Here is a 25,419-nt window from a genome sequence, read left to right as displayed (position 1 = left end):
TCATACCTTGCATTAGACTAACCATGTTCAAAAATGAAAAAAATACTTTACCTACTTATATTCATATTCTCTTGTCAAATAGCTTCGGCTCAGGCTATTTACGAAACTATAAAATCGGAGAAACTTGAGGCTACCAGACAACTAAAGATCCAATTACCTAGAAATTACAGCGAAAATATTGAGAAAAAATACCCGATAGTTATTGTTTTAGACGGTGACTATCTGTTTGAAGTGGTTGCAGGAAACATAGATTATTATTCGTATTGGGAAGATGTTCCTGAAGTTATTGTTGTTGGTATTAACGAAATTGGAGACAGATACTACGATACCATGTTTTCAGAACAGAATTCCTTACCCATAGATGCTAGTGCAAAATTTTTCGAATTTATTGGAATGGAATTGATCCCATTCATTGAGGAAAAATACAGAACAGAAGATTTTAAATTGGCTGTTGGTCATGGAGAAACAGCAAACTTTATAAACTATTACTTATTAAAAGATAAGCCATTGTTTCAGGCATATATGGTGATAAGTCCAGATTTGGCACCAAATATGACAAAATATATTCCAGATCGTTTAGGTAAAATTGATACAAAAACGTTCTATTATTTAGCAACAAGTACAGACGACCTTAAATCTGTAAAAACAGGAACTGAATTGTTAGACTTAAAATTGAATACTATAGATAACGATTATTTGCATTACGATTTTGATATGTTCGAAGGTTTAACGCATTATTCTGTGGTTGCTCAAGCAGTTCCTAGAGCTTTGGAGCGTATTTTTTATGTGTTTCAGCCTATTACTTCTAGAGAATTTGAAAAGGAAATTATGGCTTCTGACGAGCCTCCAATCGACTATTTAATAAATAAATATGCATCGATTGAAGAATTGTATGGAGTGAAAAAAACCATATTGGTAAACGATTACAAAGCTATTGCTGCTGCAATAGAAAAAAAATCAGCATTTAAAGAATATGAAGAATTAGGTAAAATGGCTCGTAAGTCATATCCTGAATCTATGTTAGGCCAATATTACTTAGCACGTTATTACGAAGAAACAAATCAGCCTAAAAAAGCTATGAAAATGTATCAGTCATCTTATATCTTTGATGAGATTGCAGGTTTAACAAAAGATAATATGATTGAGCGTGCAAACCAACTTAAAGCAGATTTCGGATATTAATGGCGAAAGTAAAAACTACATTTTTCTGTCAGAGTTGCGGAGCACAATATGCGAAATGGCAAGGCCAATGTAATTCATGTAAAGCGTGGAATACTATAGTTGAAGAAGTGATTCAAACTCCAGAAAAGAGCGATTGGAAAACACCTACTTCAAATGCTACAAAACAAGCCTCGAAACCGCTTTTAATTAATGAAATTGATGCGTCTAAAGAAGCGCGATTAGACACCTTCGATCAAGAATTTAATCGTGTTTTAGGTGGCGGAATTGTGCCGGGTTCGTTAACGCTTTTAGGAGGTGAGCCTGGAATTGGTAAAAGTACATTATTACTTCAGATCGCATTAAAATTACCGTATAAAACACTTTATGTTTCAGGAGAAGAAAGCCAGAAGCAAATAAAAATGCGTGCAGAGCGCATCAATCCCAACAACAGTAATTGCTACATTTTAACCGAAACAAAAACGCAAAATATCTTCAAACAAATTGAAGCTTTGCAGCCCGATATTGTTATTGTAGATTCTATTCAAACTCTACATAGCGATTATATCGAATCGTCTTCGGGAAGTATTTCACAAGTAAAAGAATGTACGTCAGAACTTATAAAATTCGCTAAAGAAACATCAACACCTGTTATTTTAATTGGTCATATTACAAAAGACGGACATATTGCTGGTCCAAAAATATTAGAGCATATGGTAGATACGGTACTTCAGTTTGAAGGCGATCGTAATCATGTGTTTCGGATTTTAAGAGCAAACAAAAATAGATTTGGTTCGACTAACGAGCTCGGAATTTACGAAATGCAAGGTTCTGGTTTGCGAGAAGTCTCTAATCCTTCAGAAATTTTAATTTCCAAAAAAGACGAAGAATTAAGCGGTAATGCTGTCGCTGCTACTTTAGAAGGAATGCGTCCGTTAATGATCGAAGTTCAGGCTTTGGTAAGTACGGCAGTTTACGGAACACCGCAACGTTCGGCAACAGGATTTAATGCCAAGCGCTTAAACATGTTGTTGGCTGTTTTAGAAAAACGTGCCGGTTTTAGGTTAGGAGCAAAAGATGTCTTTTTAAATATTACTGGAGGAATAACAGTCGATGATCCCGCAATAGATTTAGCGGTTGTGGCTGCCATTTTATCTTCAAATGAAGATCAAGCGCTTGCTAAGGATTACTGTTTCGCTGCCGAAGTTGGTTTGTCTGGTGAAATCCGTCCGGTACAACGCGTGGAGCAGCGCATTCTAGAAGCAGAAAAGTTAGGGTTTTCAACGATATTTGTATCTAAGTATAATAAAATATCATTAAAACCAAAAGCTATAAAAATTCAATTAATTTCTAAGATTGAGGATTTAGTAGACTTAATTGTGTGATTTTAGTAGATATTTCAATTTTAGAGTAACATTTTAAGGCAAATATAGACTAAGCCTTATAATGTTCTCTTTTTTGAACAAAATTCAAAAATTCAATTCAAACTTAAATTTATGAAAACAAACATTTTAAAATCAGCTGTACTTAGTGCAATTGCTTTTGGAAGCTTAACCGCTTGTAAAGACGATGCCAAAAAGGAAACAGCAGAAGTTGTTGTAGAAGAAGTTGTGCCTGGAATCAATTTAGATTATATGGACAATTCGGTGAAGCCAAACGACGATTTCTTTAAGTACGTTAACGGAAATTGGTTGAAAAACAATACAATTCCAGACGATAGATCAAGATGGGGAAGTTTTGACGAATTAAGACAAAAAACAGACGAAGATGTTTTAGGGATTCTAAAATCAGCAATGTCTGAAGATAAGGATTTAGAAAAAATAGTTGTGCTTCCAGGTTCAGATCAAGAAAAAGCAGTTTTTCTTTATGAAACTATTATGGATACAGTCGCTAGAAATAAAGCTGGTATTGAGCCCTTAAAACCAACTTTAGCGAAAATTGATGCTATTAATAATATTGATGATTTAGAAGCCTATTTAATAGAAATGGAACCTAAGGGAGGTGCTGGTTTTTTTAGCTTTGGAGTAACTGCAGATGCTAAAGACAGTAATAAAAACGTTGCCTATTTAGGTACTGGTGGTTTAGGTCTTCCTGATAGAGATTACTATGTTAAAGACGATACAGATTCTAAAGAAACGAGAGCAGAATATGTTGCACATATTACTAGAATGCTTCAGTTTTTAGGAGATACAGAAGAAGTTGCCAATGCGCAAGCAAAACAAGTTTTAGCTTTTGAAACGAGTTTAGCTGAACCTAAAATGGATAAAGTAGAATTAAGAGACGATAGAAAAACGTATAATCCTACTTCGGTTTCAGATTTACAAAAAATGGCTCCGGCTATAGATTGGAATGAATTTTTTCAAGGTATTGGAGCTAAAAATTTAGACACTATAATTGTTAGTCAGCCACAATATTTAAAAGCATTACAATCTATTTTAGTAAAAAACAATGTTAGCGATTGGAAAGCATATTTACGTTGGTCTGCACTTAACAGTGCCGCTGGTATGTTGAGTGATGAATTAGATTATGCAAACTGGGAGTTTTACAATAAAACGCTTCGTGGAGATATAAAACAACGACCGAGAGATGAACGTGCTTTACAAACTATTAATTGGACTGTTGGTGAGGCTTTAGGAAAATTATATGTAGACAAAAAATTCCCGCCAGAAGCAAAAGCTAAGGCTGAAGAAATGATTAAAAATGTGATTCTTGCTTTTGAAAACAGAATCGCAGTATTACCTTGGATGAGTGAAGATACGCGCCAAAAAGCGATAGAAAAACTAAGAGCAACTCAGATAAAAATTGCATATCCAGACACCTGGAAAGATTATTCTGCATTGGAAATTATGAGTATTGGCGATGGTGGAACTTATCTTCAAAACATTCAAAATGCAAGAGCTTGGAATTTTCAAGAAGATATAGATAAATTAGGCAAACCTGTAGATAAGAGCGAATGGTATATGGCACCACAAGTTGTGAATGCTTATTTCAATCCGTCTTACAACGAGATTGTGTTTCCAGCAGCTATTTTACAACCTCCGTTTTATAATTATCAAGCAGACGATGCTGTAAATTATGGTGGAATTGGAGCTGTAATTGGTCACGAGATTTCTCATAGTTTCGACGATTCTGGCGCACGTTACGACAAAGATGGAAACTTAAATAACTGGTGGACAGATCAAGATTTAGAAGAGTTTACGAAATTAGGAAAAGCATTGGCAGACCAATACAGTGGCCTAGAAGTGTTGCCAGAAACATTTATTAATGGAGAATTTACTTTAGGTGAAAACATTGGAGATTTGGGTGGTGTAAATGCTGCTTACGATGCCTTGCAATTAAGTTTTATAGAAAATGGAATGCCTGAAGATATAGATGGATTTACAGCAGATCAGCGTTTCTTTATGTCTTGGGCAACGGTTTGGAGAAGTTTATATAGAGACGATGCTTTAAAAAATCAGATTAAAACAGATCCGCATTCTCCTGGTATGAATCGTGCCGTGCAACCGCTTTTAAATGTAGATGCGTTTTATAAGGCATTTACAATTAAAGAAGGAGATAGTATGTATATCGAACCAGAAAACAGAGTGAAAATCTGGTAAGCTCATTCATTTGAGTTAATAATTTATAAACCCCCGACAATGTGTTCGGGGGTTTTCTTTTACCTTTCGTTTTAGATTAAAATTGCAAACGAATAAAATGTGATTTTTAATATATAACCATTATGAAAACAAAAGGGATTTTATTAGTCGTATTATGTGTAACTCTTTGGTCTTGCGGAACTCGGACACATCAAAGTGATGCTGAAATAGTAGAATCATTAAATAGTTACATAGTTAAAGTTAATGATAACAGTACTTTAGAGCAATCTGTAGTTGAAGGCGTTTTAACAGATATTCAAGGTGCAGAAGATATAGGAACGTATACGTATTATGATTATTCAGATACGGAAAGTAAAGCTTTGTATCGTATTAAAAATATAGAGAAAACAGGAAATACAAGAGAAGAAAATTATTATTTTAAAGATAACAAACTGGTTGCTATTACTGTAAAATCTTCAGTGACTGAGAATAAAAAAATCTACCTCAATAATGGTAAAATTATTTCATCATTAAATATAGATTCTAAAGAACAAGACCTGCTTTTAACAAAAGCCAAACGCTTTCAAAATGAATATAAAAGCAAGTAAAAAACTAAATTTTAAAGCCGATTATTTTCAATCGGTTTTTTTGAGTATTAACACCGCTGTTTTCTTAAAATTCATTAATTTCGCGTTCATATAAGAAAATAGAACGGATGAGCATGAGATTTCCTGAGTATAAAGGTCTTAACTTACCAAACGTCGCAGAAGAAATTCTTGATTTTTGGGAGTCTAATAATATATTTGAAAAGAGTATCACAACTAGAGAAGGGAAGGAACCTTATGTCTTTTTTGAAGGCCCTCCATCTGCAAATGGTTTACCTGGTGTTCACCATGTTTTAGCACGTTCTATTAAAGATATTTTTCCGCGTTACAAAACCATGAAAGGGTTTCAAGTAAAGCGTAAAGCTGGTTGGGATACGCACGGTTTACCAATTGAACTTGGTGTAGAAAAGGAATTAGGTATTACCAAAGAAGATATTGGTAAAACTATTTCTGTTGAAGATTATAATGCGGCCTGCCGTACTGCCGTAATGCGATACACAGGAATTTGGAACGACCTAACTCGTAAAATGGGATATTGGGTAAATATGGACGATCCGTATATTACTTACGAACCAAAATACATGGAAAGTGTGTGGTGGTTGTTAAAGCAGATTTACGACAAAAAGTTAATCTACAAAGGATACACTATTCAGCCATATTCTCCAAAAGCTGGAACGGGTTTAAGTTCTCACGAATTAAATCAACCAGGAACGTATCAAGATGTTACCGATACAACGATTGTTGCTCAGTTTAAAGCAAATGCAGATTCGTTACCGGACTTTTTACAAGATGAAGGCGATATCTTTTTCTTAGCTTGGACAACAACGCCTTGGACATTACCAAGTAACACAGCCTTGACTGTTGGGAATAAAATTGACTACGTTTTAGTCGAAACCTATAACCAATACACATTCGAACCTATGAATGTGGTGCTTGCAAAACCATTATTAGCAAAACAATTTGCTGGTAAATGTTTTGAAGTAGATAATAAACCTGCATTATTAGATTATAAGCATGGTGATAAGAAAATTCCGTTTTACGTTGTAAAAGAATTCAAAGGAAAAGATTTAGTTGGAATTACGTACGAGCAATTAATGCCTTACGCACTTCCAAACGATAATCCAGAAAATGCCTTTAGAATTATTGCTGGTGATTTTGTAACCACAGAAGATGGAACAGGTATTGTACATACAGCGCCTACTTTTGGGGCAGACGATGCCTTGGTTGCAAAGCAAGCCGTACCAGAAATTCCACCACTATTGGTAAAAGACGAAAATGGAAACTTAGTGCCGTTAGTAAATTTACAGGGAAAATTCAGACCAGAAATGGGAGAATATGCTGGTAAATATGTGAAAAACGAATATTATAACGATGGTGAAGCTCCAGAACGTTCTGTAGATGTTGAAATAGCCATTCGTTTAAAAGAAGAAAATAAAGCCTTTAAGGTTGAAAAATATAAGCACAGTTATCCAAATTGTTGGAGAACAGACAAACCTATTTTATATTACCCATTAGATTCTTGGTTCATAAAAGTAACCGACGTTAAAGGACGTATGGTTGAGCTAAATGATACCATAAACTGGAAACCAAAATCTACAGGAACAGGACGTTTCGGAAATTGGTTGGCAAATGCTAACGACTGGAACTTATCACGTTCTCGCTATTGGGGAATTCCGTTACCAATTTGGAGAACCGAAGATGGTACAGAAGAAATATGTTTAGGATCTGTTGCCGAATTAAAAGCTGAAATGGCTAAAGCTGTTGAAGCGGGCGTTTTAGAAAAAGATATTTTCGAAAGTTTTGAAGTCGGAAATAACTCTGAAGAAAACTATGCACAAATCGATTTACATAAAAATATTGTAGACCAAATTACTTTAGTTTCTGCTTCGGGGCAACCTATGAAACGCGAAAGTGACTTGATCGATGTATGGTTCGATTCTGGTTCCATGCCGTATGCACAATGGCATTACCCATTTGAAAATAAAGAAAAAATTGATGGAAACGAATCCTATCCTGCAGATTTTATTGCAGAAGGTGTAGACCAAACTCGTGGATGGTTTTATACGCTTCACGCCATTGCGACTATGGTATTCGATTCTGTAGCCTATAAAAACGTAGTGTCTAACGGATTAGTGTTAGATAAAAACGGACAAAAAATGTCGAAGCGTTTAGGAAATGCTGTAGATCCCTTTGAAACACTTACAGCTTACGGTCCAGATGCCACACGTTGGTATATGATTGCAAATGCAAATCCGTGGGACAATTTAAAATTCGATAGTGAAGGTATAGAAGAGGTGAAACGTAAATTCTTCGGGACACTTTATAATACATATTCATTCTTCAGCTTATATACTAATTTAGATAAATTTAGCTATAGTGAAGCAGATATTCCTCTAGCCGAACGTCCGGAATTAGACCGTTGGATTTTGTCAGAATTACATTCACTTATTCAACGTGTAGACGAATATTATGCAGAATACGAGCCTACAAAAGCGGCACGTGCGATTTCTGAGTTTACACAAGATTATTTAAGTAACTGGTATGTGCGTTTAAGTAGAAGACGTTTTTGGAAAGGCGACTACCAACAAGATAAGATATCGGCTTACCAAACACTATATACGTGTATGTTAACCATTGCAAAATTAGGGGCTCCAATTGCACCATTTTTCATGGATAAACTTTACCGAGACTTAACACAAGTGACTCAAAAGGAAACATTCGAAAGTGTACATTTGGCTGAGTTTCCTGTATTTGACGAAGCGTTTATAGACAAGTCTCTAGAACGTAAAATGGGACGCGCACAAATCATTTCATCATTGGTGTTATCCTTACGTGCTAAAGAAAAAATTAAAGTACGTCAGCCATTACAAAAAATCATGATTCCTGTAGACACTAAGGAGCAAAAGGAAGAGATTTTAGCGGTTGCCGATTTAATTAAGCATGAAGTGAATATAAAAGATATTGAGCTTATAGAAGATGCTTCAGATATATTAGTAAAACAAATAAAGCCAGATTTTAAAGTTTTAGGGCCTCGTTTTGGTAAGGATATGAAGTTGATAGCTAGTGAAATAGCGAAGTTCAGTTCAGATGATATTAAAAAAATAGAGCAAAGCGGTAGCCTAAATATTGAAGTTAATGGAAAAAGTATTACTTTAGGTCGCGAAGATGTTGAAATTATATCGCAAGATATTGAAGGTTGGTTAGTTGCCAACGAAGGAAATTTAACTGTTGCTCTTGATATTACAATTTCTGAAGAGTTAAGGAAAGAAGGAATTGCAAGAGAATTAATAAATAGAATACAAAATTTACGTAAAGATTCAGGTTTTGAAGTTACCGACCGTATTACTGTTAAACTTCAGAAGCATGAAGATATTGTAAATGCTGTAAATGTGAATTTAGAATATATAAAGGCAGAAACCTTAACCGCCAAATTAGAAATTATTGACCAAGTAAACGATGGGATAGATATTGCGTTTGATGATATAGAAACAAAATTGTTTATAGAAAAACACTAACATTATGAGCGTAGATGTAAACGTAAGATTTTCCGATAAGGATTTGGCCGAATTTAAGTTATTAATTCAGGACAAAATTGTAAAAGCTAAGCGCGACTTAGATTTAATTAAAAGTGCTTACATGAATGATTTAAATAATGGAACAGACGATACGTCTCCTACATTTAAAGCATTCGAAGAAGGTAGTGAAACGATGAGTAAAGAAGCGAATTCGCAATTAGCAATTCGTCAAGAAAAGTTTATCCGCGACCTTAAAAATGCACTTATAAGAATTGAAAATAAAACCTACGGTGTTTGCCGTGTTACAGGTAAATTAATTAATAAAGACCGTTTAAGATTAGTACCTCATGCTACACTTAGTATTGAAGCTAAAAACATGCAATAAAAGTACTTTTTAAACTTATAAAATTAAACGCCTTGCATATTTATGTAAAGGCGTTTTCTGCTTTATTATGAAATCTATATTGTTAGTTATAATCGGTTTATGTTGTTCGTTATTGAGCGCTCAAAAACGAGTTGATAAAAGTATTGATGCACAAGATATTACTACTCTTCAAATTAATGGAAAGAATTGCTTTAAAATACATGTGATTTCTACCCACACAAATCAAATAGTAATTCAGACTAGAATTGATGGTGAGCATAGCGAAGAGATGATAGTAATTACTAGAAAAAGTAACGATTCACTCTATGTGTCTACCCAATTTCAGCCATTGTTTGAAGCCGATAATGATAAATTAAGTGCTCATAAACTTATGTCTATCGAGTTAGAAATCCAAATTCCGAAACACTTTAATCTCAATATTAAAAGTGATATTTCAAGCGTAGTTACGCAAGGTGTTTTTAACACGGCTTTTATCGAGCTAAATCAAGGAAATTGTAGATTAGAATCGTTTGTAGGTTCGGCGACGATTAACACTATTCAAGGCTCTATTTATGTCGAAACCAATTTTGCAAATGTAAAAGCATCTTCAAGACATGGCGTTGTAACTATTCAGCGATTAATTTCTGGGGAGAATCAATTGGATTTAAAGTCCATTCATGGAGATATAAGTGTGTTTAAAATAGAATAATATTCCTATTTTTGCTGAAAACCCAAAACATGTCATTAAAAAAAGCAAGTCTGCTTATTGTCATAATATTACTCATCGACCAAATTAGTAAAATCTATATTAAAACACATTTTGTTTTAGGGGAAGATGTTACTGTTTTTAACTGGTTTAGAGTTTATTTTATTGAAAATGAAGGTATGGCTTGGGGAACTAAAATAAGTGATTTTACGTCTTCAATATCAGACAGAACCGCAAAAACATCGCTTACTGTTTTTAGAATTTTTGCTATTTTCGGAATCGGATATTGGTTGTATTCAACTGTGAAAACAAAAGGCCATTATTTACTTACTTTGGCGATTGCTTTAATTTTTGCAGGTGCTTTAGGGAATATCGTAGATTCTGTTTTTTACGGTGTTATTTTTAACGATAGTCACGGACAAATAGCTTCGTTCTTACCTGTAAATGGAGGTTACGATACTTTGCTTCATGGAAAAGTGGTAGATATGTTATACTTCCCGATTTGGAAAGGATATTTACCAGAATGGTTACCGCTTTGGGGTGGTAAATATTTTACTTTTTTTGAGCCTGTTTTTAATGTTGCCGATGTCGCTATAAGCACAGGATTCGTCATGCTACTTTTATTCAATAAAAAAGCATTTCCGAAAGATTAACTCCAAAATTATAATAAGTTCGCTCAACATTTTTTCTCAGCTAAATAATTAAATTTTCATTTTAAACAACTGAAGATTTTTTGTTTAAGTTTATAAATAAAGTTTGAAAGCTATGAAACAATTATCAGTGTTTGCTTTATTCGCCGGTGTTATTTTAACGACTTCTTGCCAAAATAAAGGTAAGAAAGCTGTAGAGGTAGACGACGAGTTACCTGCAACAAATCCATTTTCTAAAGCTAGTGATTTGCCTTTTCAGGCCCCCAATTTCGATGCTATTAAGAACTCCGATTTTCAGCCCGCTATTAAAGCCGGAATGAAACAACAATTAGAAGAGATTGAAGTCATAGTTACAACTTCTGATACTCCAACTTTCGATAATACGTTCGTGCCTTTAGAAAAAAGCGGACAATTATTAAAACGTGTCGATGGTGTTTTCGAATTATTATCAGGAGCTAATACCAATCCGGAATTGCAAGCTATTCAAGAAGAGTTAGCTCCGAAATATGCAGCACATAATGATGCTATTTATTTAAATTCAGAATTATTTAAACGAGTAGAAACACTTTATAATACAAGAGAGTCTCTGGATTTAGATTCAGAATCTAATCATTTGGTAGAATATTATTATCAGCAATTTGTGTTGGCAGGAGCGAATTTAGATGATGTAGATAAATCTAAACTAAAAGCATTAAATGGTGAAGTCGCTTCTTTAAGCGCCAAGTTTACGAATCAATTATTGGCTGCAGCAAAAGCAGGAGCTTTGGTTGTCGCAGAGAAAAATGTTTTAGATGGTTTGTCTGAAACTGAAATTGATGCTGCTGCAAATGAAGCGAATACCGAATGGACAATTCCGTTACAAAATACAACGCAGCAACCAGATTTACAAAGCTTGACGAATCGTGAAACGCGTGAAAAATTATTTAATAACTCATGGTTACGTAACGAAAAGGGTGACGATAACGATACGCGTAAAACAATAGAACGTATTGCAATAATTCGTGCAGAACAAGCCTCTATTTTAGGGTTTAAAAATTATGCAGAGTGGAAGCTTCAAGACCAAATGGCTAAAACTCCTGAGGCTGTGCAAGAGTTTCTAGACCAATTAGTTCCTGCAGCAATTGCTAAGGCTAAAGTTGAAGCTGCAGATATTCAGTCGTTAATCGATAGTCAAAAAGGCGAATTCGAATTAGAAGCTTGGGATTGGAATATGTATGCGGAACAAGTTAGAAAAGTACGTTACGATTTAGACGATAGTCAGATAAAGCCGTATTTCGAATTATATAATGTATTAGAAAATGGTGTATTTTTTACTGCCAATCAATTATATGGTTTAACGTTTAAGGAGCGTAAAGATTTACCAGTGTATCAAGAGGATGTGTGTGTTTACGATGTAATAGACAAGGACGGAAGTCAGATAGGATTATTTTATGGTGATTTTTTTAAACGCGATAATAAGTCTGGAGGCGCTTGGATGAGTAATATTGTTGGACAATCTAAACTTTTAGGTACACAACCCGTTATTTATAATGTGTGTAACTATACAAAACCCGCTGCTGGACAACCTGCTTTAATTAGTTTTGATGACGTTATTACACTGTTTCATGAATTTGGGCATGCCTTACATGGCTTCTTCGGAGATCAACAATATTTAAGTCTATCAGGAACAAATACTCCTAGAGACTTTGTTGAATTTCCATCTCAGTTTAACGAACATTGGGCTTTATATCCTACTGTGTTAAATAACTATGCAAAGCATTATAAAACAGGAGAGCCAATGCCTCAAACTTTAATCGATAAAATTAAAAAGGCATCAACTTTTAATCAAGGTTATGCCTTAACTGAAGTGTTATCGGCTGCTAGTTTAGATATGCAATGGCATACAATTACTAAAGATGATTCAATTGAAGATGCGAATACATTTGAAAAAGAAGCGCTAAAACGGACCCATTTAGATTTAAGTGAAGTACCTCCGCGTTACCGTTCAAGTTATTTCTTGCACATTTGGAGTAATGGTTATGCTGCAGGGTATTATGCCTATTTATGGACAGAAATGTTAGATAATGATGCCTATGCTTGGTTTGAAAATACCGGTGGTTTAACACTCGAAAATGGTCAGCGTTTCCGAGATATGATATTATCTAGAGGTAATACAGAAGAATTTGGGAAATTGTATCGTGATTTTAGAGGTCAGGAGCCAAGTATTAAACCCTTATTAGAAAATAGAGGATTAATTTAATAAGATGTTTTTTAATTTTGAAATAATTAGAAAAGCTTGCAATATTTAAGTTGTGAGCTTTAGTGTTTTAAAAGGTATAGATTCGGTTTGGAGTAACGCAATAATCTAAAGGAATATCACTGTCGTAAACATCAGAAATTTCATCTTCAGCTTCAAAAAAAGAGACTCCAATTTTTATTGTATTAGGATTGCAAGCGTTTAAAAATCGATCGTAAAACCCTTTGCCATAGCCAATTCTATTTCCTGTTTTATCGAATGCTAAAAGCGGAATAAATACAACCTCAATACTTGAATTTGGTATCGGAATACCATCTATTGGTTCCGGAATATTGTGAGTGTTTTTCTTTATAGTTGTGGCATCTGTAAGTAAAACATGGTGCATTAATCCTGTCTTGAAATCACTTTTAGAAATCACTATATTTTTATCTTTACCAGAGAGAATATTCAGAATAAATTCAGTGTTTACTTCTTTTTGTTCTTCGATAGTTAAAAAAATATGGTAGAACGATTTGTCCCAAATAGGAAGGTTTAAAAGCTGATTTGAAATAGCGATACTTAAATCGTCGCAAGTTTCTAGAGATAAAGCTTTTCGTTTTGTTTTATATGCTTTTCGTAATTCAGATTTAGTCATGAATTAACGTTTCAGTTTTCTAGTAATATGAAATAAAGCATCACCTTGATACACAATAGGAGATTCGTTTACATTGATAATATAACCGCTAGTTTCTGCCTTTACATAATCGTTGAATTTTCCATACGGATCGGTTATATTTCCTATAATATCACCTCTTACTACTTTGGTTGACATTAGGTCTAAAGCGGGTCTAAACATTCCGGAATAGTTAGCACGTTGCCATCTGCTTTCTAAAATAAAAACACATGGTTTTTTAGGAGGAGTTGCTTTAAATTTAGCATTAAGCATGTCTAAATGAGCTAATACGCGTTTGGCACCGTTTACACCAGTGTTAGTAACGTTTAGGTCTAGATGAATAGATTTTCCGCCTTCAAAAAGTAACATGGGAATCCCTAGTTTAGAGCACGTATAACGAAAGGATTTATTAAGGTTTTTTGCGTACATCACGAAAGGCGCTCCAAATGCTTTTGCTAATTCGTCCAATTCTACATCGTCCTTCATAATTCGGATTTGTGGGGCATTAAAACGGCCTGCACCACCCGTATGAAAATCGACTACATAGTCTACTGAAGGAATAACCTCGTGAATTAATTTATAAGCCACTTGACTAGCAAGCGAACCATTTTCATTTCCAGGGAATACACGGTTTAAATCGCGACCATCTGGAAATTCTCGTTTTAAGTTTATAAACCCAAAAATGTTAATTACAGGTATACAAATAATGCTACCGCGTTTAGGCTTGTTTATGCCTTTGGCTATAAGTTGTCGCACTATTTCTACACCATTTACTTCGTCCCCATGGATTCCCGCAGTAAATAAAACGGTAGGGCCAGGACGTCTTGAACGTTCAATGAAAATAGGGACATCGACACTGGAAGATGTGTGCAAATTAGCCACGTCGAAGCTAATTTCCGCACTTTCTCCTGGAAGAATTTTTTGTCCTAAAACGTGTAAAACATCCTTGTTAAATATCATTTATCGTTTTGAGTTTCGTTCAATAAATGTAATAATATTTTTTGCAATATTTTTACCTGTAGCCCCTTCAATACCTTCTAATCCTGGCGTCGAATTTACTTCTAAAAGTAATGGGCCACGAGCAGATTGCAACATGTCTACACCACAAACTGGAAGTTTTAAAGCAGCAGCAGCGTTAATCGCTAATTTTAATTCGGCTGCATCTAATTTTATAATATTTGCAGATCCTCCACGGTGTAAGTTAGATCGGAATTCACCTTCTTTTCCTTGACGTTTCATAGCTCCAACCACTTGTCCGTCTACAATTAAGGCTCTTAAATCGGCACCATTGGCTTCCTTAATAAATTCCTGAACTATAACTCTTGCTTGTAAACCATTAAAAGCTTCAAGCACAGATTCTGCAGCATTTTTAGTTTCTGCTAAAACGACACCTAATCCTTGTGTTCCTTCTAATAACTTTATGATTACTGGAGTTCCGCCAACGTGAGCGATAACCTCTTCAACATCTCTAGAATAGTTAGTAAAAACGGTTTTAGGCATTCCAATTCCTGCTTTGCTTAAGTGTTGTAAAGATCTTAATTTGTCTCTAGAACGCTGTATCGCATCAGAAGTAACGATGGTAAACACATTCATCATTTCAAACTGACGAACCACTGCGCAACCATAAAAAGTAACAGAAGCTCCAATTCTAGGAATTATGGCATCAACATAATCTAAATAACGATTTTTATAGTAAATGCTTGGTTTCTCCTTTTCAATAATAATGTCGCATTTTAGCGGATCGACAACTTCCACTTTGTGACCTCGTTTTTCGCCTTCAACAATTAAGCGTTCTGTGGAGTAAAGTTCTGCGTTTCTTGATAAAATTACAATATTCATTAGCCTTTTAAATTAAGAGATAGGTTTTGTAGATCGACATCAACTAAAAATTTTCGTTTTAAAAATTGTCTTCCAATTAGCACAGGAAATCGCATATCGTCTCGCGTGCTTAAAGTTAAGTTGATCTTGTACGTTTTACCAAAAATTATCACTTCGGATTTTATTTTATATCTATTTTCTTTTATTCCGTTGCTACTTTTTACGTTAGTAAAAGTGTATTCTGTAAAAATGACTTCTTTACTGCTAAAATTAGGGTGACCTTTACTGTAAAAGGTGCAACGTAAGATGTTGTTTTCTTCTTTGATTTCGGAACAATGAATTGCAGAAGTATATGCTCCTGTATCTATTTTCACGTCTATATTAAACAAATCTAATTTCGGGAAATCAAATTTATCTACTCGACCTATTGTACGTTTATCCATGTTGGTGTTAAAAAGGCGAAAGATATTTAAAGTAGAATTAAAAGTACAATATAATTTACTAAATTTTATACAATGAAATTGGTTTTAATATTGTTGTAGTATCTTTGTTCTATGGACGAAACCGCGTTACAACTTCAGTTAAAAACCTTGCCTTCTTCACCTGGTGTGTATCAGTATTATGATGTAAACGGCACTATAATCTATGTTGGAAAAGCTAAGAATTTAAAGAAACGTGTGACGTCTTATTTTACAAAAACTCACGATAATGGAAAAACTAGAGTCCTTGTAAAAAAGATTGTCGATATAAAACATATTGTAGTCGAAACAGAAACCGATGCCTTATTATTAGAAAATAATTTAATAAAAAAACATCAGCCACGTTACAATGTATTGTTGAAAGACGATAAAACATACCCGTGGATTTGTATTAAAAAAGAACGATTTCCCCGCGTGTTCTCTACCCGGAGAGTGATAAAAGACGGTTCGGAATATTTTGGACCGTATACAAATTTTAAAACCATTCATACCCTTTTAGATTTAATAAAAGGCGTGTATTCTTTAAGAACTTGTAATTACGATTTGTCTGAATCTAAAATACAATCTGGAAAATATAAAGTCTGTTTAGAATTTCATTTAGGGAATTGTAAAGGCCCTTGTGAAGATTATGAAACGATAGAAGAATACGATAAAAACATAATTGCAATTCGAGAGATTTTAAAAGGAAATTTTAAAGATTCCTTATCTCAGTTTAAAAATCAGATGAAGCAATTAGCAGCAGATTTAAATTTTGAAGAAGCACAAAAAGTAAAAGAAAAAATTCAAGTTTTAGAAAATTATCAAGCAAAATCTACGATTGTTAATCCTAAAATAAGCAATGTAGACGTGTTTTCTATTATGAGCGACGAGAGTTTTGGGTATGTAAATTTCCTTCAACTATCGTATGGTTCAATAATTCGGTCGCATACCTTAGAAATTAAGAAAAAACTTGACGAAACCGACAAACAATTATTGGAATTAGCAATAACTGAAATTCGTCAGCGTTTTCATTCTAATTCAAAAGAAATATATGTACCTTTTAAAGTAAGTTTGGGTGAAGATATACGTGTTACAATACCGCAGTTGGGAGATAAAAAACGCATTTTAGATTTGTCTTTAAGGAATGCTAAATATTACCGTATGGAGCGTTTTAAACAAATTAAAATTACCGATCCCGATAGGCATGTAAATCGTATAATGGCGCAAATGAAAACCGATTTGCGTTTACATGAAGAGCCACGGCAAATAGAATGTTTCGATAACTCGAATATTCAAGGAACACATCCGGTAGCGGCATGTGTGGTTTTTAAAGACGGGAAGCCAAGTAAAAAAGATTATAGGCATTTTAATATAAAAACGGTTGAAGGTCCAGACGATTTTGCGTCTATGGAAGAAGTGGTTTTTAGGCGTTACAAACGTTTAGTCGAAGAACATGAGCCATTGCCACAACTTATAATTATTGATGGAGGTAAAGGACAATTATCTTCAGCATTAAAAGCTTTAGACGATTTAGGCTTACGCGGAAAAATAGCAATTATAGGAATAGCGAAACGTTTGGAAGAATTATTTTATCCAGACGACCCAATTCCGTTGTATTTAGATAAGAAGAGTGAGACGCTGAAAATTATTCAGCAGTTACGTAACGAGGCACATAGATTTGGTATAGAGCACCATAGAAACAGGCGTAGTAAAAGTGCTTTAAATACAGAGTTAGAAACCATTCCTGGAATTGGAGAAAAAACAATTGTAGAACTATTAAGTCACTTTAAATCTGTAAAACGAATTTCTAATGCAGCTTTAAAAGATTTAGAGACTGTAGTAGGGGTTTCGAGAGCAAATAAAATTTTTAATCATTATAATAAAAACTAAATACATGCGCGTAATTTTACTTTTTTTTGCTTTTTTTATTGGAGTTTTTGCGCATGCTCAAGAACAAAAAATTAGCGATACTAAAGACTTAAAAGTTGGATTGGTTTTAAGTGGAGGTGGAGCTAAAGGTTTGGCGCATATTGGTGTGCTTAAAGTTATAGATAGTTTAGGTGTTCGAATAGATTATGTTGCAGGAACAAGCATGGGTGCTATTGTTGGGGCGCTTTATGCCTCTGGATATACAGGAGTAGAAATAGATTCTATTTTTAAAACCATCAATTTCGATAGTATTATTACAGATAATCTTCCGCGTGAAGCAAAGACGTTTTACGAACGTGAAAATTCCGAGCGTTATGCGTTAATATTGCCTTTTGATAATTTTAAAATGCGTTTGCCTACAGCCTTTTCCAGAGGTCAGAATACGTTTAATTTGTTGTCTGAACTGACCTTGCATGTTAATGGTATTACAGATTTTAGTAAGTTGCCTATTCCCTTTTTCTGTATGGCGACAAATATTGAAACAGGTGAAGCTGTTCAGTTAGAAAACGGAAATTTAGCCCAGGCGGTTATGGCAAGTGGTGCTTTGCCAACATTGTTTCAGCCTGTTTATATTGGCGACGATGTGTATATAGATGGTGGTGTGGTTAATAATTATCCTTCAGCAGAAATGAAAGCCAAAGGTATCGATATAATTATTGGTGTCGATGTGCAAGATGCATTGTCTAAAAGGAAAGATTTAAAATCGGCTACAGAGATTCTATATCAAATTCAGAATTATAAAACACTCAGCGACATGGCTGAAAAAATTAAAGAAAGCGATATTTATATCGCACCTAATATTGAGGATTTCAATGTTATTTCTTTCGATGAAGGTGAACAAATAATTAAAAATGGTGTTTTAGCAGCGAATAGAAATATAGAACAATTAGAAGATGTTGTAAGTAAACAGCATATTAAACGTAAAGTCGTAAATCCAATTAAGCATATGGATTCCATTTCAATAAATGGCATTCAGATTCATGGAAACGATAAGTATTCTCGAGCCTATATCTTAGGGAAATTAAAACTAAAAAGCGATACCCGAGTTAGTTATGGCGATTTTTCTAGTGGTGTAAATAACCTTATTGCAACAAACAATTTTCAAAGTTTTACCTACGATTTGTTACCATCTAAAACTAAGCCAGGTTACGATTTAATAACAGATGTTAAGGAAAGTCCTAAAAAAACTGAGCTTAAATTCGCATTGCATTACGACGGATTGTATAAAAGTGCAGCACTAATTAATGTAACAAGTAAACGGCTTTTAACGAATAATGATGTTGCTTCTTTCGACCTTATTTTAGGTGATAATGTACGTTACAATTTTGAATATTATATAGATAAAGGGTTTTATTGGAGCATAGGTGTGCGTTCGCGATTTAATCAATTTAATAGAAATGTGGCTGCATCTTTACTTCTTGGAGATGACTATGTTGGAGTTAATAAAATTGATGCGGAATTAAAAGATTTTACCAATCAGTTTTATATTCAAACGCAGTTTTTAAGTGATATGGTATTAACATTTGGTGCAGAACAGAAATTCTTAAAAATTTCATCCGAAACCATAAGCGAAACACCAGAAGCTTCTGATAAGATTTTCGAAGACACTAATTACTTTAGTACTTTCGCGAAATTAAATTACGATTCTTATGATAATAAGTATTTTCCAAAGGAAGGGGTTTATTTTAATGCCGATTTTCATTTGTACTTCTATGCGATGTCAAACGATAGAGAATTTACTCAGTTTTCTATAGCAAAAGCAACATTAGGGTATGCGTTTAAGTTGAGTAATAGATTTTCGGCGGTTGTAACCAATGAAGGTGGTTTTAGAATTGGTGAAAATGATAGTCCGTTTTTAAATTTTGCATTTGGTGGTTATGGAAGAAATTTAATAAACAATATTAAATCGTTTTATGGCTACGACTGGCTATCCATTTCAGGGGATAGTTTTGTGAAATTAACTATGAAAATAGATTATGAGTTTGCGAAAAAAAATCATCTTAGTGCTATTGCAAATTTCGCAAATATTGAAAATAATGTTTTTGACTCGGGCGAATGGATTACTTCACCCGATTATTCCGGATATGCTTTAAGTTATGGATACGATTCTTTTTTAGGTCCTATTGAAGCAACGTATTCCTATTCTCCAGAAACAAAGAAAAGTATTTGGTATTTAAATATCGGATTTTGGTTTTAATAATATTTATGGATTTTATAACGCAGATAATTTATAAATCATGGTTAATATTACGATATTTGTAATATTATGACTTTATTTTGGGTAAATGTATTAAAAGAAAACCAGAATAATTTGTAGTAATTGATCCTTTAAAAGATATTGTTTAATTACTAAATTAATTATTATGCCTTTCTATCATAAACTGGGTAAAATCCCTCCAAAGCGTCATACACAATTTAGAAAACCAGATGGAAGTCTATATTCCGAACAGTTATTCGGAACCATTGGTTTCGATGGGATGTCAACAAATTCTTATCACGAACAACGTCCAACGCAAGTCAAGGAAATAAAGAAACAATACAGTGTTGCTCCTAAAATTGCGAAAGCTAATAATATACAATCGTATAGGTTAAAAGGATTTCAGGTACAGCCAGAACAGGACTATTTAGATAGTCGGAAAATTGTATTAACTAATAGTGATTGTCATATAATTCTTGCAGCTCCAAAACAATCTACTTCTGGTTATTTTTATAAAAATACAGATTCAGACGAATTGATTTTTATTCATCGTGGTACAGGGAAATTAAGAACACATCTCGGGAATCTCGATTTTAAATACGGCGATTATTTATTAATTCCTCGCGGAATTATCTATAAGATTGATTTCGATACCGAAGATAATAGATTGTTTATAGTCGAATCTCATCGTCCTATTTATACCCCAAAACGCTATCGGAATTGGTTTGGTCAATTATTAGAGCATGCGCCATATTGCGAACGTGATATTCGTAGACCAGAAGAATTAGAAACCCATAATGAAACCGGCGAGTTTTTAATTAAGGTAAAAAAGCAAGGCGATATTTTCGATATGGTTTATGCATCCCATCCGTTTGATGTAGTGGGTTACGACGGGTATAATTTTCCGTATGCATTTTCCATTCACGATTTCGAACCCATAACAGGACGTATTCATCAACCGCCACCAGTACATCAAACATTCGAAACAGATGCGTTTGTTGTGTGTAGTTTTGTGCCGCGTTTATACGATTATCATCCGCAAAGTATACCAGCACCTTACAATCATAGTAATATAGATAGTGATGAGGTGCTATATTATGTCGATGGCGATTTTATGAGCCGAAACGATATTGAAGCTGGACATATATCTTTACATCCTGCAGGTATTCCTCACGGTCCTCATCCTGGTGCGGTTGAGCGTAGTATTGGTAAAACAAAAACAGATGAATTGGCCGTTATGGTCGATACCTTTAAGCCGTTACAGCTAACAGAAGAAGCTATGAAAATTGCAGATGAGACGTATTTTAAGTCGTGGTTGTAAAAAGGCCAAATTGAAAAAAGAATAGAGAAACAAGAGAAAAGAAAAATAAAATGGAATCCAGAAAACGACATAATTATAAGAATCTTAAGATTTGGAAATTAGGTATAGAGATTGTGGATGATGTTTACATTGTTACATCTGAGTTTCCAATAGAAGAGAAGTTTGGGTAGTCGTCACAATTAAATAGATGTTCTGTTTCAATACCTAGTAATATTGCTGAAGGGTCTTCGAGAACAGATAAATCTAATTCCCATTTTATAGATATTGCTCTTGGTTCGTCTTTTGAGCTCGAAACACAATTAATTATAGCTTGTAAAAGAAGTTATATATCTGTAGATAAATTAAATCAACTTCAAGAAAAAATAGAAGAATTTCAAAAAATGACTATGAGTTTTCAGAATAAATTCTAACGTCTTTTCTCTAAAATTAGAAATTATGGGTGAACATATGGATTCAAATATTAAAAAAATTTTCAAAGACGCACAAGATTTTCTTCCGCTTTTAGGAACAGATTATGTCGAGTTTTATGTGGGAAATGCGAAACAAGCGGCTCACTTTTATAAAACTGCGTTTGGGTTTCAGTCCTATGCATATAAAGGACTAGAAACAGGAAGTAAAGATACTGTGTCTTATGTTTTAAAACAGGATAAGATAAGATTGGTATTAACCTCGCCTTTACATTCCAAACATCCTATTAACGATCATATTGTTACACATGGAGACGGTGTAAAAGTAATTGCACTTTGGGTGGAAGATGCTAAAAGTGCTTACGAAGAAACCATAAAACGTGGTGCAAAATCGTATATGGAACCCATGGTTGAAACTGACGAGTTTGGAGAAGTGGTTCGCGCAGGAGTATACACGTATGGAGAAACGGTGCATATGTTTGTAGAGCGTAAAAACTATAAAGGGCCGTTTTTGCCAGGATTTACAGTTTGGGAATCCGATTACAGTCCGGAATCTGTAGGTTTAAAATATATCGACCATATGGTTGGTAATGTAGGTTGGGGACAAATGAATACCTGGGTCAAATGGTACGAAGATGTTATGGGTTTTGTGAACTTTTTGTCATTCGACGATAAACAAATTCATACTGAATATTCAGCACTTATGAGTAAAGTAATGAGTAATGGGAATGGAAGAATTAAATTTCCAATTAACGAACCTGCAAAAGGTAAAAAACGATCTCAGATTGAAGAATATCTAGATTTTTACGAAGGTCCAGGAGTTCAGCATATTGCGGTTGCTACAGACGATATTATTTCTACAGTGTCTGCATTAAGAAATAGAGGTGTAGAGTTTTTATCCACTCCGCCAGAAGCATATTATAAAGCTGTGCCAGGGAGATTGGAAGCATACAGCCATGAGTTACGAGAAGACATCGAAACCTTAAAAAGCTTAGGTATTATGATAGATGCCGATGAAGAAGGGTATTTGCTTCAAATATTTACAAAACCTGTAGAAGATAGACCAACATTATTTTTCGAGATTATTCAGCGTATGGGAGCCAAAGGTTTCGGAGCCGGTAATTTTAAAGCACTTTTCGAATCAATCGAACGGGAACAAGCTAAAAGAGGGACGCTTTAACGTAAGTTTAATATTAAAACATGTAAAACACTATCATTAATTTTTGATGGTGTTTTTTTCTTTTAATACATTTGGAATAGTAATTGTAATTAAATGCATACAATAACAACTAAGATGTTTAGTTATTGGTTACAATTCAAGACGGTTTATGAAACAATTTTTTATCTTTTTCTTATTTATTGTAGGTTTTAGTACAACAGCTTCGGCTCAGAATGAAAGTGCTTTTCAAGAAGGTGAATGGTTTAAATTTGAAATGAGCTATAGTGGATTTCTCAAAGCAGGAGAAGCAACTTTAGAAGTTAAAAATAATCATTATAAAGGGGTTCCGATGTATCATATAGTTGGTAAAGGTTGGACAACAGGTGCTATAAAATGGTTCTTTAAAGTTGAAGATCGTTATGAAACCTATATTGATAAATCAACATATTCCCCTTATAAATTTATTAGAAAAATTGATGAAGGCGGACATACAAAAGATATCGAAATAGAGTTTGATCGCGATAATAATAAGGCATTCGTTTATAATAAAAAAAGAAATTCTAGTAAAGAATTTGAGACCAAACCTAATGTACAAGATATGGTGTCTACTTTTTATTATTTAAGAAATAAACTCGATATTAAAAGCCTTAAAATTGGGGAAGAGGTACAAATAAATATGTTCTTTGATGATGAGAATTATGCCTTCAAATTAAAATATTTAGGTGAAGAAATTATCGAAACAGATTTTGGTAATATGGCAGCTTTAAAATTTAGACCATATGTAATGGCAGGTCGAGTATTTAAGGAAGAAGAGAGTTTAACACTTTGGGTTTCTAAAGATGAAAATAAAATTCCTTTGCGCATAAAAGCCGATTTAGCCGTGGGATCATTGCGTGCGGATTTAACAGCTTTTAAAGGCTTAAAACACCCTTTTAAAATAATTGTAAAGCAATAGTGAAAATCGAATTCGAATGGTTTATTTTCAATGCGACTTCAACTGTTACTTAAGCATGTTTGTAACATTTTAAAAACATGTAGAAACAAGGTTTAAGACATGTTTTTTAATTTGTAGCCAAAAGAGATAGAAAAAGATTACAAAAAGGGTCGAAATAGGCTATTTATTAACAGTTTTGGGAAGGTGTTACCAAGATGAATTTATTAATTTAGCCGAAATCTAGAACAGGCATAATCTTTGCGCAACATTTTACAGTTGTCTATGCTTGTAAAAGAACATCACGTGTAAGTAAAGTTTAGTGTCACGATGTTAAACGGTTGTAAAACCTGAATTTTTTGATACATAACAACACAAAAATCATAACAACAAAAAAAGCAAATATTTTTTCCAGATTTATGGACCAAACAAGAATTAGCAGATTGGGGAAAAGATGTGTCATTGTTTTTGCAGCTACACTAAGCTTAGTGAGTTGTAAAGACGACCGTCAAGAACAAAGTAAAGAAGACTTAGCAGTAGTCGAAGTCGTAGTGCCAGATCCAGATATTTACGAATTTGGCTTCAATTTAAACGATTATATTGTTAAACGGGATACCGTTAAATCGGGCGATAGTTTTGGTAAAATTTTAGAACGCAATAATATCGGGTTTTCTAAAATTTACCAGATAGCAGAAAAAGCCAGGGATAGTTTCGATATTAGAAAAATTCAAATCGGTAAACCTTACACGCTACTTTGTTCTAAAGATTCTTTAGAAACACCAAGAAGTTTTATTTATCAGCCTAATAAGGAAGAGTATATAGTGGTTGATTTTCATGATACTATTCATGCATATACGAGTAGAAAACCTATTAAGTATGTAGAAAAAGAATATTCGGGAGTTATAAATAGTAATATTTCTCAAACGTTAGCCGACGATGGATTAAGTTTAATTTTAGCTTATAAAATGTCCGATATTTATGCTTGGACAATAGATTTTACAAGACTTCAAAAAGGCGACCGTTTTAAAGTTATTTATACAGATAAGTATATCGATGATACTATTTATGCAGGAATAGATAAAATTAAAGCGGCTTATTTTCAGCATAACACCGAACCGTTTTATGCTTTCGAGTTTGAAACAGATACCGTTCTTGGTATTACAGATTTCTACAACGAACAAGCCAAAACATTACGCCGTGCATTCTTAAAAGCACCAGTAGAGTACAAACGAATTTCGTCGCGATATAATTTAAACAGAAGAATTGCCTTATATGGTAATAAAATTCGTCCGCATAAAGGCACCGATTTTGCTGCTAATATAGGGACCCCTATTGTAGCGACTGCAAATGGACGTGTTTCAAAATCGAGTTATACTGGCGGTAATGGAAACTATGTGAAAATCCGTCATAATAAGGTTTACGAAACGCAATATCTTCACATGCAAAAGCGTAAAGTAAAAGAAGGCGATTACGTAAAACAAGGCGATGTAATTGGTTGGGTTGGAATGACAGGAAATACGTCTGGACCTCATGTCTGTTACCGATTTTGGAAAAACGGTGTGCAAGTCGATCCGTTTAAACAAAAATTACCTGCGGCAGAACCTATTTCAGAAAACTTAAAAGTGAAATATTTAGACTATATTAAACCCATTAGATTACAAATAGATGCTGTACCCTTTTTAGAAGACAAACAGCAAACAGAAGAGCAAAACTTAATAACACAAGCATATTAATC

The 25,419-nt window shown here is 34.0% G+C and carries 19 protein-coding genes and 1 pseudogene; 16 read left to right on the top strand and 4 right to left on the bottom strand.

Annotated features, from left to right (window positions below; translation table 11 throughout):
• The first annotated feature begins 33 nt into the window (after positions 1-33).
• The 9 genes from R6X41_RS14280 (at position 34) to dcp (ending at position 12,815) form a co-directional block, all read left to right on the top strand.
• On the top strand, positions 34-1,182 hold the full coding sequence (locus R6X41_RS14280) for an alpha/beta hydrolase (RefSeq protein WP_318501023.1): 1,149 nt from the start codon (positions 34-36) through the stop codon (positions 1,180-1,182).
• Positions 1,182-2,543, top strand: a complete 1,362-nt coding sequence (gene radA, locus R6X41_RS14275; RefSeq protein ID WP_318501022.1) for a DNA repair protein RadA — start codon at positions 1,182-1,184, stop codon at positions 2,541-2,543. Before R6X41_RS14280 ends, radA begins: the two co-directional genes overlap by 1 nt.
• A 111-nt stretch (positions 2,544-2,654) precedes the next feature.
• Positions 2,655-4,757 (top strand): M13 family metallopeptidase, encoded by a 2,103-nt coding sequence (locus R6X41_RS14270; RefSeq protein ID WP_318501021.1) that lies wholly within the window; start codon positions 2,655-2,657, stop codon positions 4,755-4,757.
• Between the two features lie 122 nt (positions 4,758-4,879).
• Complete coding sequence (locus tag R6X41_RS14265) at positions 4,880-5,344, top strand: hypothetical protein (protein WP_318501020.1); 465 nt, start codon at positions 4,880-4,882, stop codon at positions 5,342-5,344.
• A 107-nt stretch (positions 5,345-5,451) separates the two neighbouring features.
• Positions 5,452-8,856, top strand: a complete 3,405-nt coding sequence (ileS, locus tag R6X41_RS14260) for an isoleucine--tRNA ligase (RefSeq protein ID WP_318501019.1) — start codon at positions 5,452-5,454, stop codon at positions 8,854-8,856.
• Positions 8,857-8,860: 4 nt separating this feature from the next.
• Complete coding sequence (locus R6X41_RS14255; RefSeq protein ID WP_318501018.1) at positions 8,861-9,241, top strand: TraR/DksA family transcriptional regulator; 381 nt, start codon at positions 8,861-8,863, stop codon at positions 9,239-9,241.
• 67 nt (positions 9,242-9,308) lie between these two features.
• Complete coding sequence (locus R6X41_RS14250) at positions 9,309-9,929, top strand: DUF4097 family beta strand repeat-containing protein (protein ID WP_318501017.1); 621 nt, start codon at positions 9,309-9,311, stop codon at positions 9,927-9,929.
• A gap of 29 nt (positions 9,930-9,958) precedes the next feature.
• Entirely contained in the window at positions 9,959-10,579 is a 621-nt protein-coding gene (locus R6X41_RS14245; protein WP_318501016.1) for a lipoprotein signal peptidase, read from the top strand.
• Between the two features lie 112 nt (positions 10,580-10,691).
• Positions 10,692-12,815 carry a peptidyl-dipeptidase Dcp gene (gene dcp / locus R6X41_RS14240; protein ID WP_318501015.1) on the top strand — a complete coding sequence of 708 codons (2,124 nt, stop codon included), beginning with the start codon at positions 10,692-10,694 and terminating at the stop codon, positions 12,813-12,815.
• A 67-nt stretch (positions 12,816-12,882) separates the two neighbouring features.
• On the opposite strand, the gene R6X41_RS14235 is transcribed toward dcp, so the two are convergent.
• From R6X41_RS14235 to R6X41_RS14220, 4 genes are read right to left on the bottom strand one after another with little or no spacing between them, the layout of a single operon-like run.
• The gene (locus R6X41_RS14235) at positions 12,883-13,446 is read right to left on the bottom strand and encodes a 5-formyltetrahydrofolate cyclo-ligase (RefSeq protein ID WP_318501014.1); all 564 of its coding nucleotides are present in this window, start codon (positions 13,444-13,446) and stop codon (positions 12,883-12,885) included.
• A gap of 3 nt (positions 13,447-13,449) precedes the next feature.
• Positions 13,450-14,424 (bottom strand): succinylglutamate desuccinylase/aspartoacylase family protein, encoded by a 975-nt coding sequence (locus tag R6X41_RS14230; protein WP_318501013.1) that lies wholly within the window; start codon positions 14,422-14,424, stop codon positions 13,450-13,452.
• Positions 14,425-15,303 carry a 30S ribosomal protein S6--L-glutamate ligase gene (gene rimK / locus R6X41_RS14225; RefSeq protein ID WP_318501012.1) on the bottom strand — a complete coding sequence of 293 codons (879 nt, stop codon included), beginning with the start codon at positions 15,301-15,303 and terminating at the stop codon, positions 14,425-14,427.
• Positions 15,303-15,725 carry an ATP-dependent zinc protease family protein gene (locus tag R6X41_RS14220; protein WP_318501011.1) on the bottom strand — a complete coding sequence of 141 codons (423 nt, stop codon included), beginning with the start codon at positions 15,723-15,725 and terminating at the stop codon, positions 15,303-15,305. Before R6X41_RS14220 ends, rimK begins: the two co-directional genes overlap by 1 nt.
• Positions 15,726-15,836: 111 nt before the next feature.
• Between R6X41_RS14220 and uvrC the strand changes: the two genes are divergently transcribed.
• From uvrC to R6X41_RS14185, 7 genes and pseudogenes are all read left to right on the top strand, one after another.
• The gene (uvrC, locus tag R6X41_RS14215) at positions 15,837-17,630 is read left to right on the top strand and encodes an excinuclease ABC subunit UvrC (protein WP_318501010.1); all 1,794 of its coding nucleotides are present in this window, start codon (positions 15,837-15,839) and stop codon (positions 17,628-17,630) included.
• Positions 17,631-17,634: 4 nt separating this feature from the next.
• Positions 17,635-19,866, top strand: a complete 2,232-nt coding sequence (locus R6X41_RS14210; RefSeq protein ID WP_318501009.1) for a patatin-like phospholipase family protein — start codon at positions 17,635-17,637, stop codon at positions 19,864-19,866.
• Between the two features lie 166 nt (positions 19,867-20,032).
• The gene (locus tag R6X41_RS14205; protein ID WP_318501008.1) at positions 20,033-21,187 is read left to right on the top strand and encodes a homogentisate 1,2-dioxygenase; all 1,155 of its coding nucleotides are present in this window, start codon (positions 20,033-20,035) and stop codon (positions 21,185-21,187) included.
• Between the two features lie 182 nt (positions 21,188-21,369).
• Positions 21,370-21,597 (top strand): annotated as a pseudogene (locus R6X41_RS14200) (four helix bundle protein); the annotation flags it as partial.
• 25 nt (positions 21,598-21,622) lie between these two features.
• Positions 21,623-22,774 carry a 4-hydroxyphenylpyruvate dioxygenase gene (gene hppD / locus R6X41_RS14195; RefSeq protein WP_318501007.1) on the top strand — a complete coding sequence of 384 codons (1,152 nt, stop codon included), beginning with the start codon at positions 21,623-21,625 and terminating at the stop codon, positions 22,772-22,774.
• A 148-nt stretch (positions 22,775-22,922) separates the two neighbouring features.
• Entirely contained in the window at positions 22,923-23,708 is a 786-nt protein-coding gene (locus R6X41_RS14190) for a DUF3108 domain-containing protein (RefSeq protein ID WP_318501006.1), read from the top strand.
• Between the two features lie 395 nt (positions 23,709-24,103).
• Positions 24,104-25,417, top strand: a complete 1,314-nt coding sequence (locus tag R6X41_RS14185; RefSeq protein ID WP_318501005.1) for a M23 family metallopeptidase — start codon at positions 24,104-24,106, stop codon at positions 25,415-25,417.
• The last annotated feature ends 2 nt before the right edge of the window (positions 25,418-25,419 follow it).

It is taken from the genome of Formosa sejongensis (assembly GCF_033447105.1).
Classification (GTDB): domain Bacteria; phylum Bacteroidota; class Bacteroidia; order Flavobacteriales; family Flavobacteriaceae; genus Formosa.
Note: the sequence above shows the minus strand (reverse complement) of the source record. Positions and strands in the feature narration are given on the sequence as shown.

Coding starts and splice junctions, on each gene's coding strand:
- R6X41_RS14280 (WP_318501023.1), top strand. CDS start 34: ATGAAAAAAATACTTTACCTACTTATATTCATATTCTCTTGTCAAATA.
- radA (WP_318501022.1), top strand. CDS start 1,182: ATGGCGAAAGTAAAAACTACATTTTTCTGTCAGAGTTGCGGAGCACAA.
- R6X41_RS14270 (WP_318501021.1), top strand. CDS start 2,655: ATGAAAACAAACATTTTAAAATCAGCTGTACTTAGTGCAATTGCTTTT.
- R6X41_RS14265 (WP_318501020.1), top strand. CDS start 4,880: ATGAAAACAAAAGGGATTTTATTAGTCGTATTATGTGTAACTCTTTGG.
- ileS (WP_318501019.1), top strand. CDS start 5,452: ATGAGCATGAGATTTCCTGAGTATAAAGGTCTTAACTTACCAAACGTC.
- R6X41_RS14255 (WP_318501018.1), top strand. CDS start 8,861: ATGAGCGTAGATGTAAACGTAAGATTTTCCGATAAGGATTTGGCCGAA.
- R6X41_RS14250 (WP_318501017.1), top strand. CDS start 9,309: ATGAAATCTATATTGTTAGTTATAATCGGTTTATGTTGTTCGTTATTG.
- R6X41_RS14245 (WP_318501016.1), top strand. CDS start 9,959: ATGTCATTAAAAAAAGCAAGTCTGCTTATTGTCATAATATTACTCATC.
- dcp (WP_318501015.1), top strand. CDS start 10,692: ATGAAACAATTATCAGTGTTTGCTTTATTCGCCGGTGTTATTTTAACG.
- R6X41_RS14235 (WP_318501014.1), bottom strand. CDS start 13,446: ATGACTAAATCTGAATTACGAAAAGCATATAAAACAAAACGAAAAGCT.
- R6X41_RS14230 (WP_318501013.1), bottom strand. CDS start 14,424: ATGATATTTAACAAGGATGTTTTACACGTTTTAGGACAAAAAATTCTT.
- rimK (WP_318501012.1), bottom strand. CDS start 15,303: ATGAATATTGTAATTTTATCAAGAAACGCAGAACTTTACTCCACAGAA.
- R6X41_RS14220 (WP_318501011.1), bottom strand. CDS start 15,725: ATGGATAAACGTACAATAGGTCGAGTAGATAAATTTGATTTCCCGAAA.
- uvrC (WP_318501010.1), top strand. CDS start 15,837: ATGGACGAAACCGCGTTACAACTTCAGTTAAAAACCTTGCCTTCTTCA.
- R6X41_RS14210 (WP_318501009.1), top strand. CDS start 17,635: ATGCGCGTAATTTTACTTTTTTTTGCTTTTTTTATTGGAGTTTTTGCG.
- R6X41_RS14205 (WP_318501008.1), top strand. CDS start 20,033: ATGCCTTTCTATCATAAACTGGGTAAAATCCCTCCAAAGCGTCATACA.
- hppD (WP_318501007.1), top strand. CDS start 21,623: ATGGGTGAACATATGGATTCAAATATTAAAAAAATTTTCAAAGACGCA.
- R6X41_RS14190 (WP_318501006.1), top strand. CDS start 22,923: ATGAAACAATTTTTTATCTTTTTCTTATTTATTGTAGGTTTTAGTACA.
- R6X41_RS14185 (WP_318501005.1), top strand. CDS start 24,104: ATGGACCAAACAAGAATTAGCAGATTGGGGAAAAGATGTGTCATTGTT.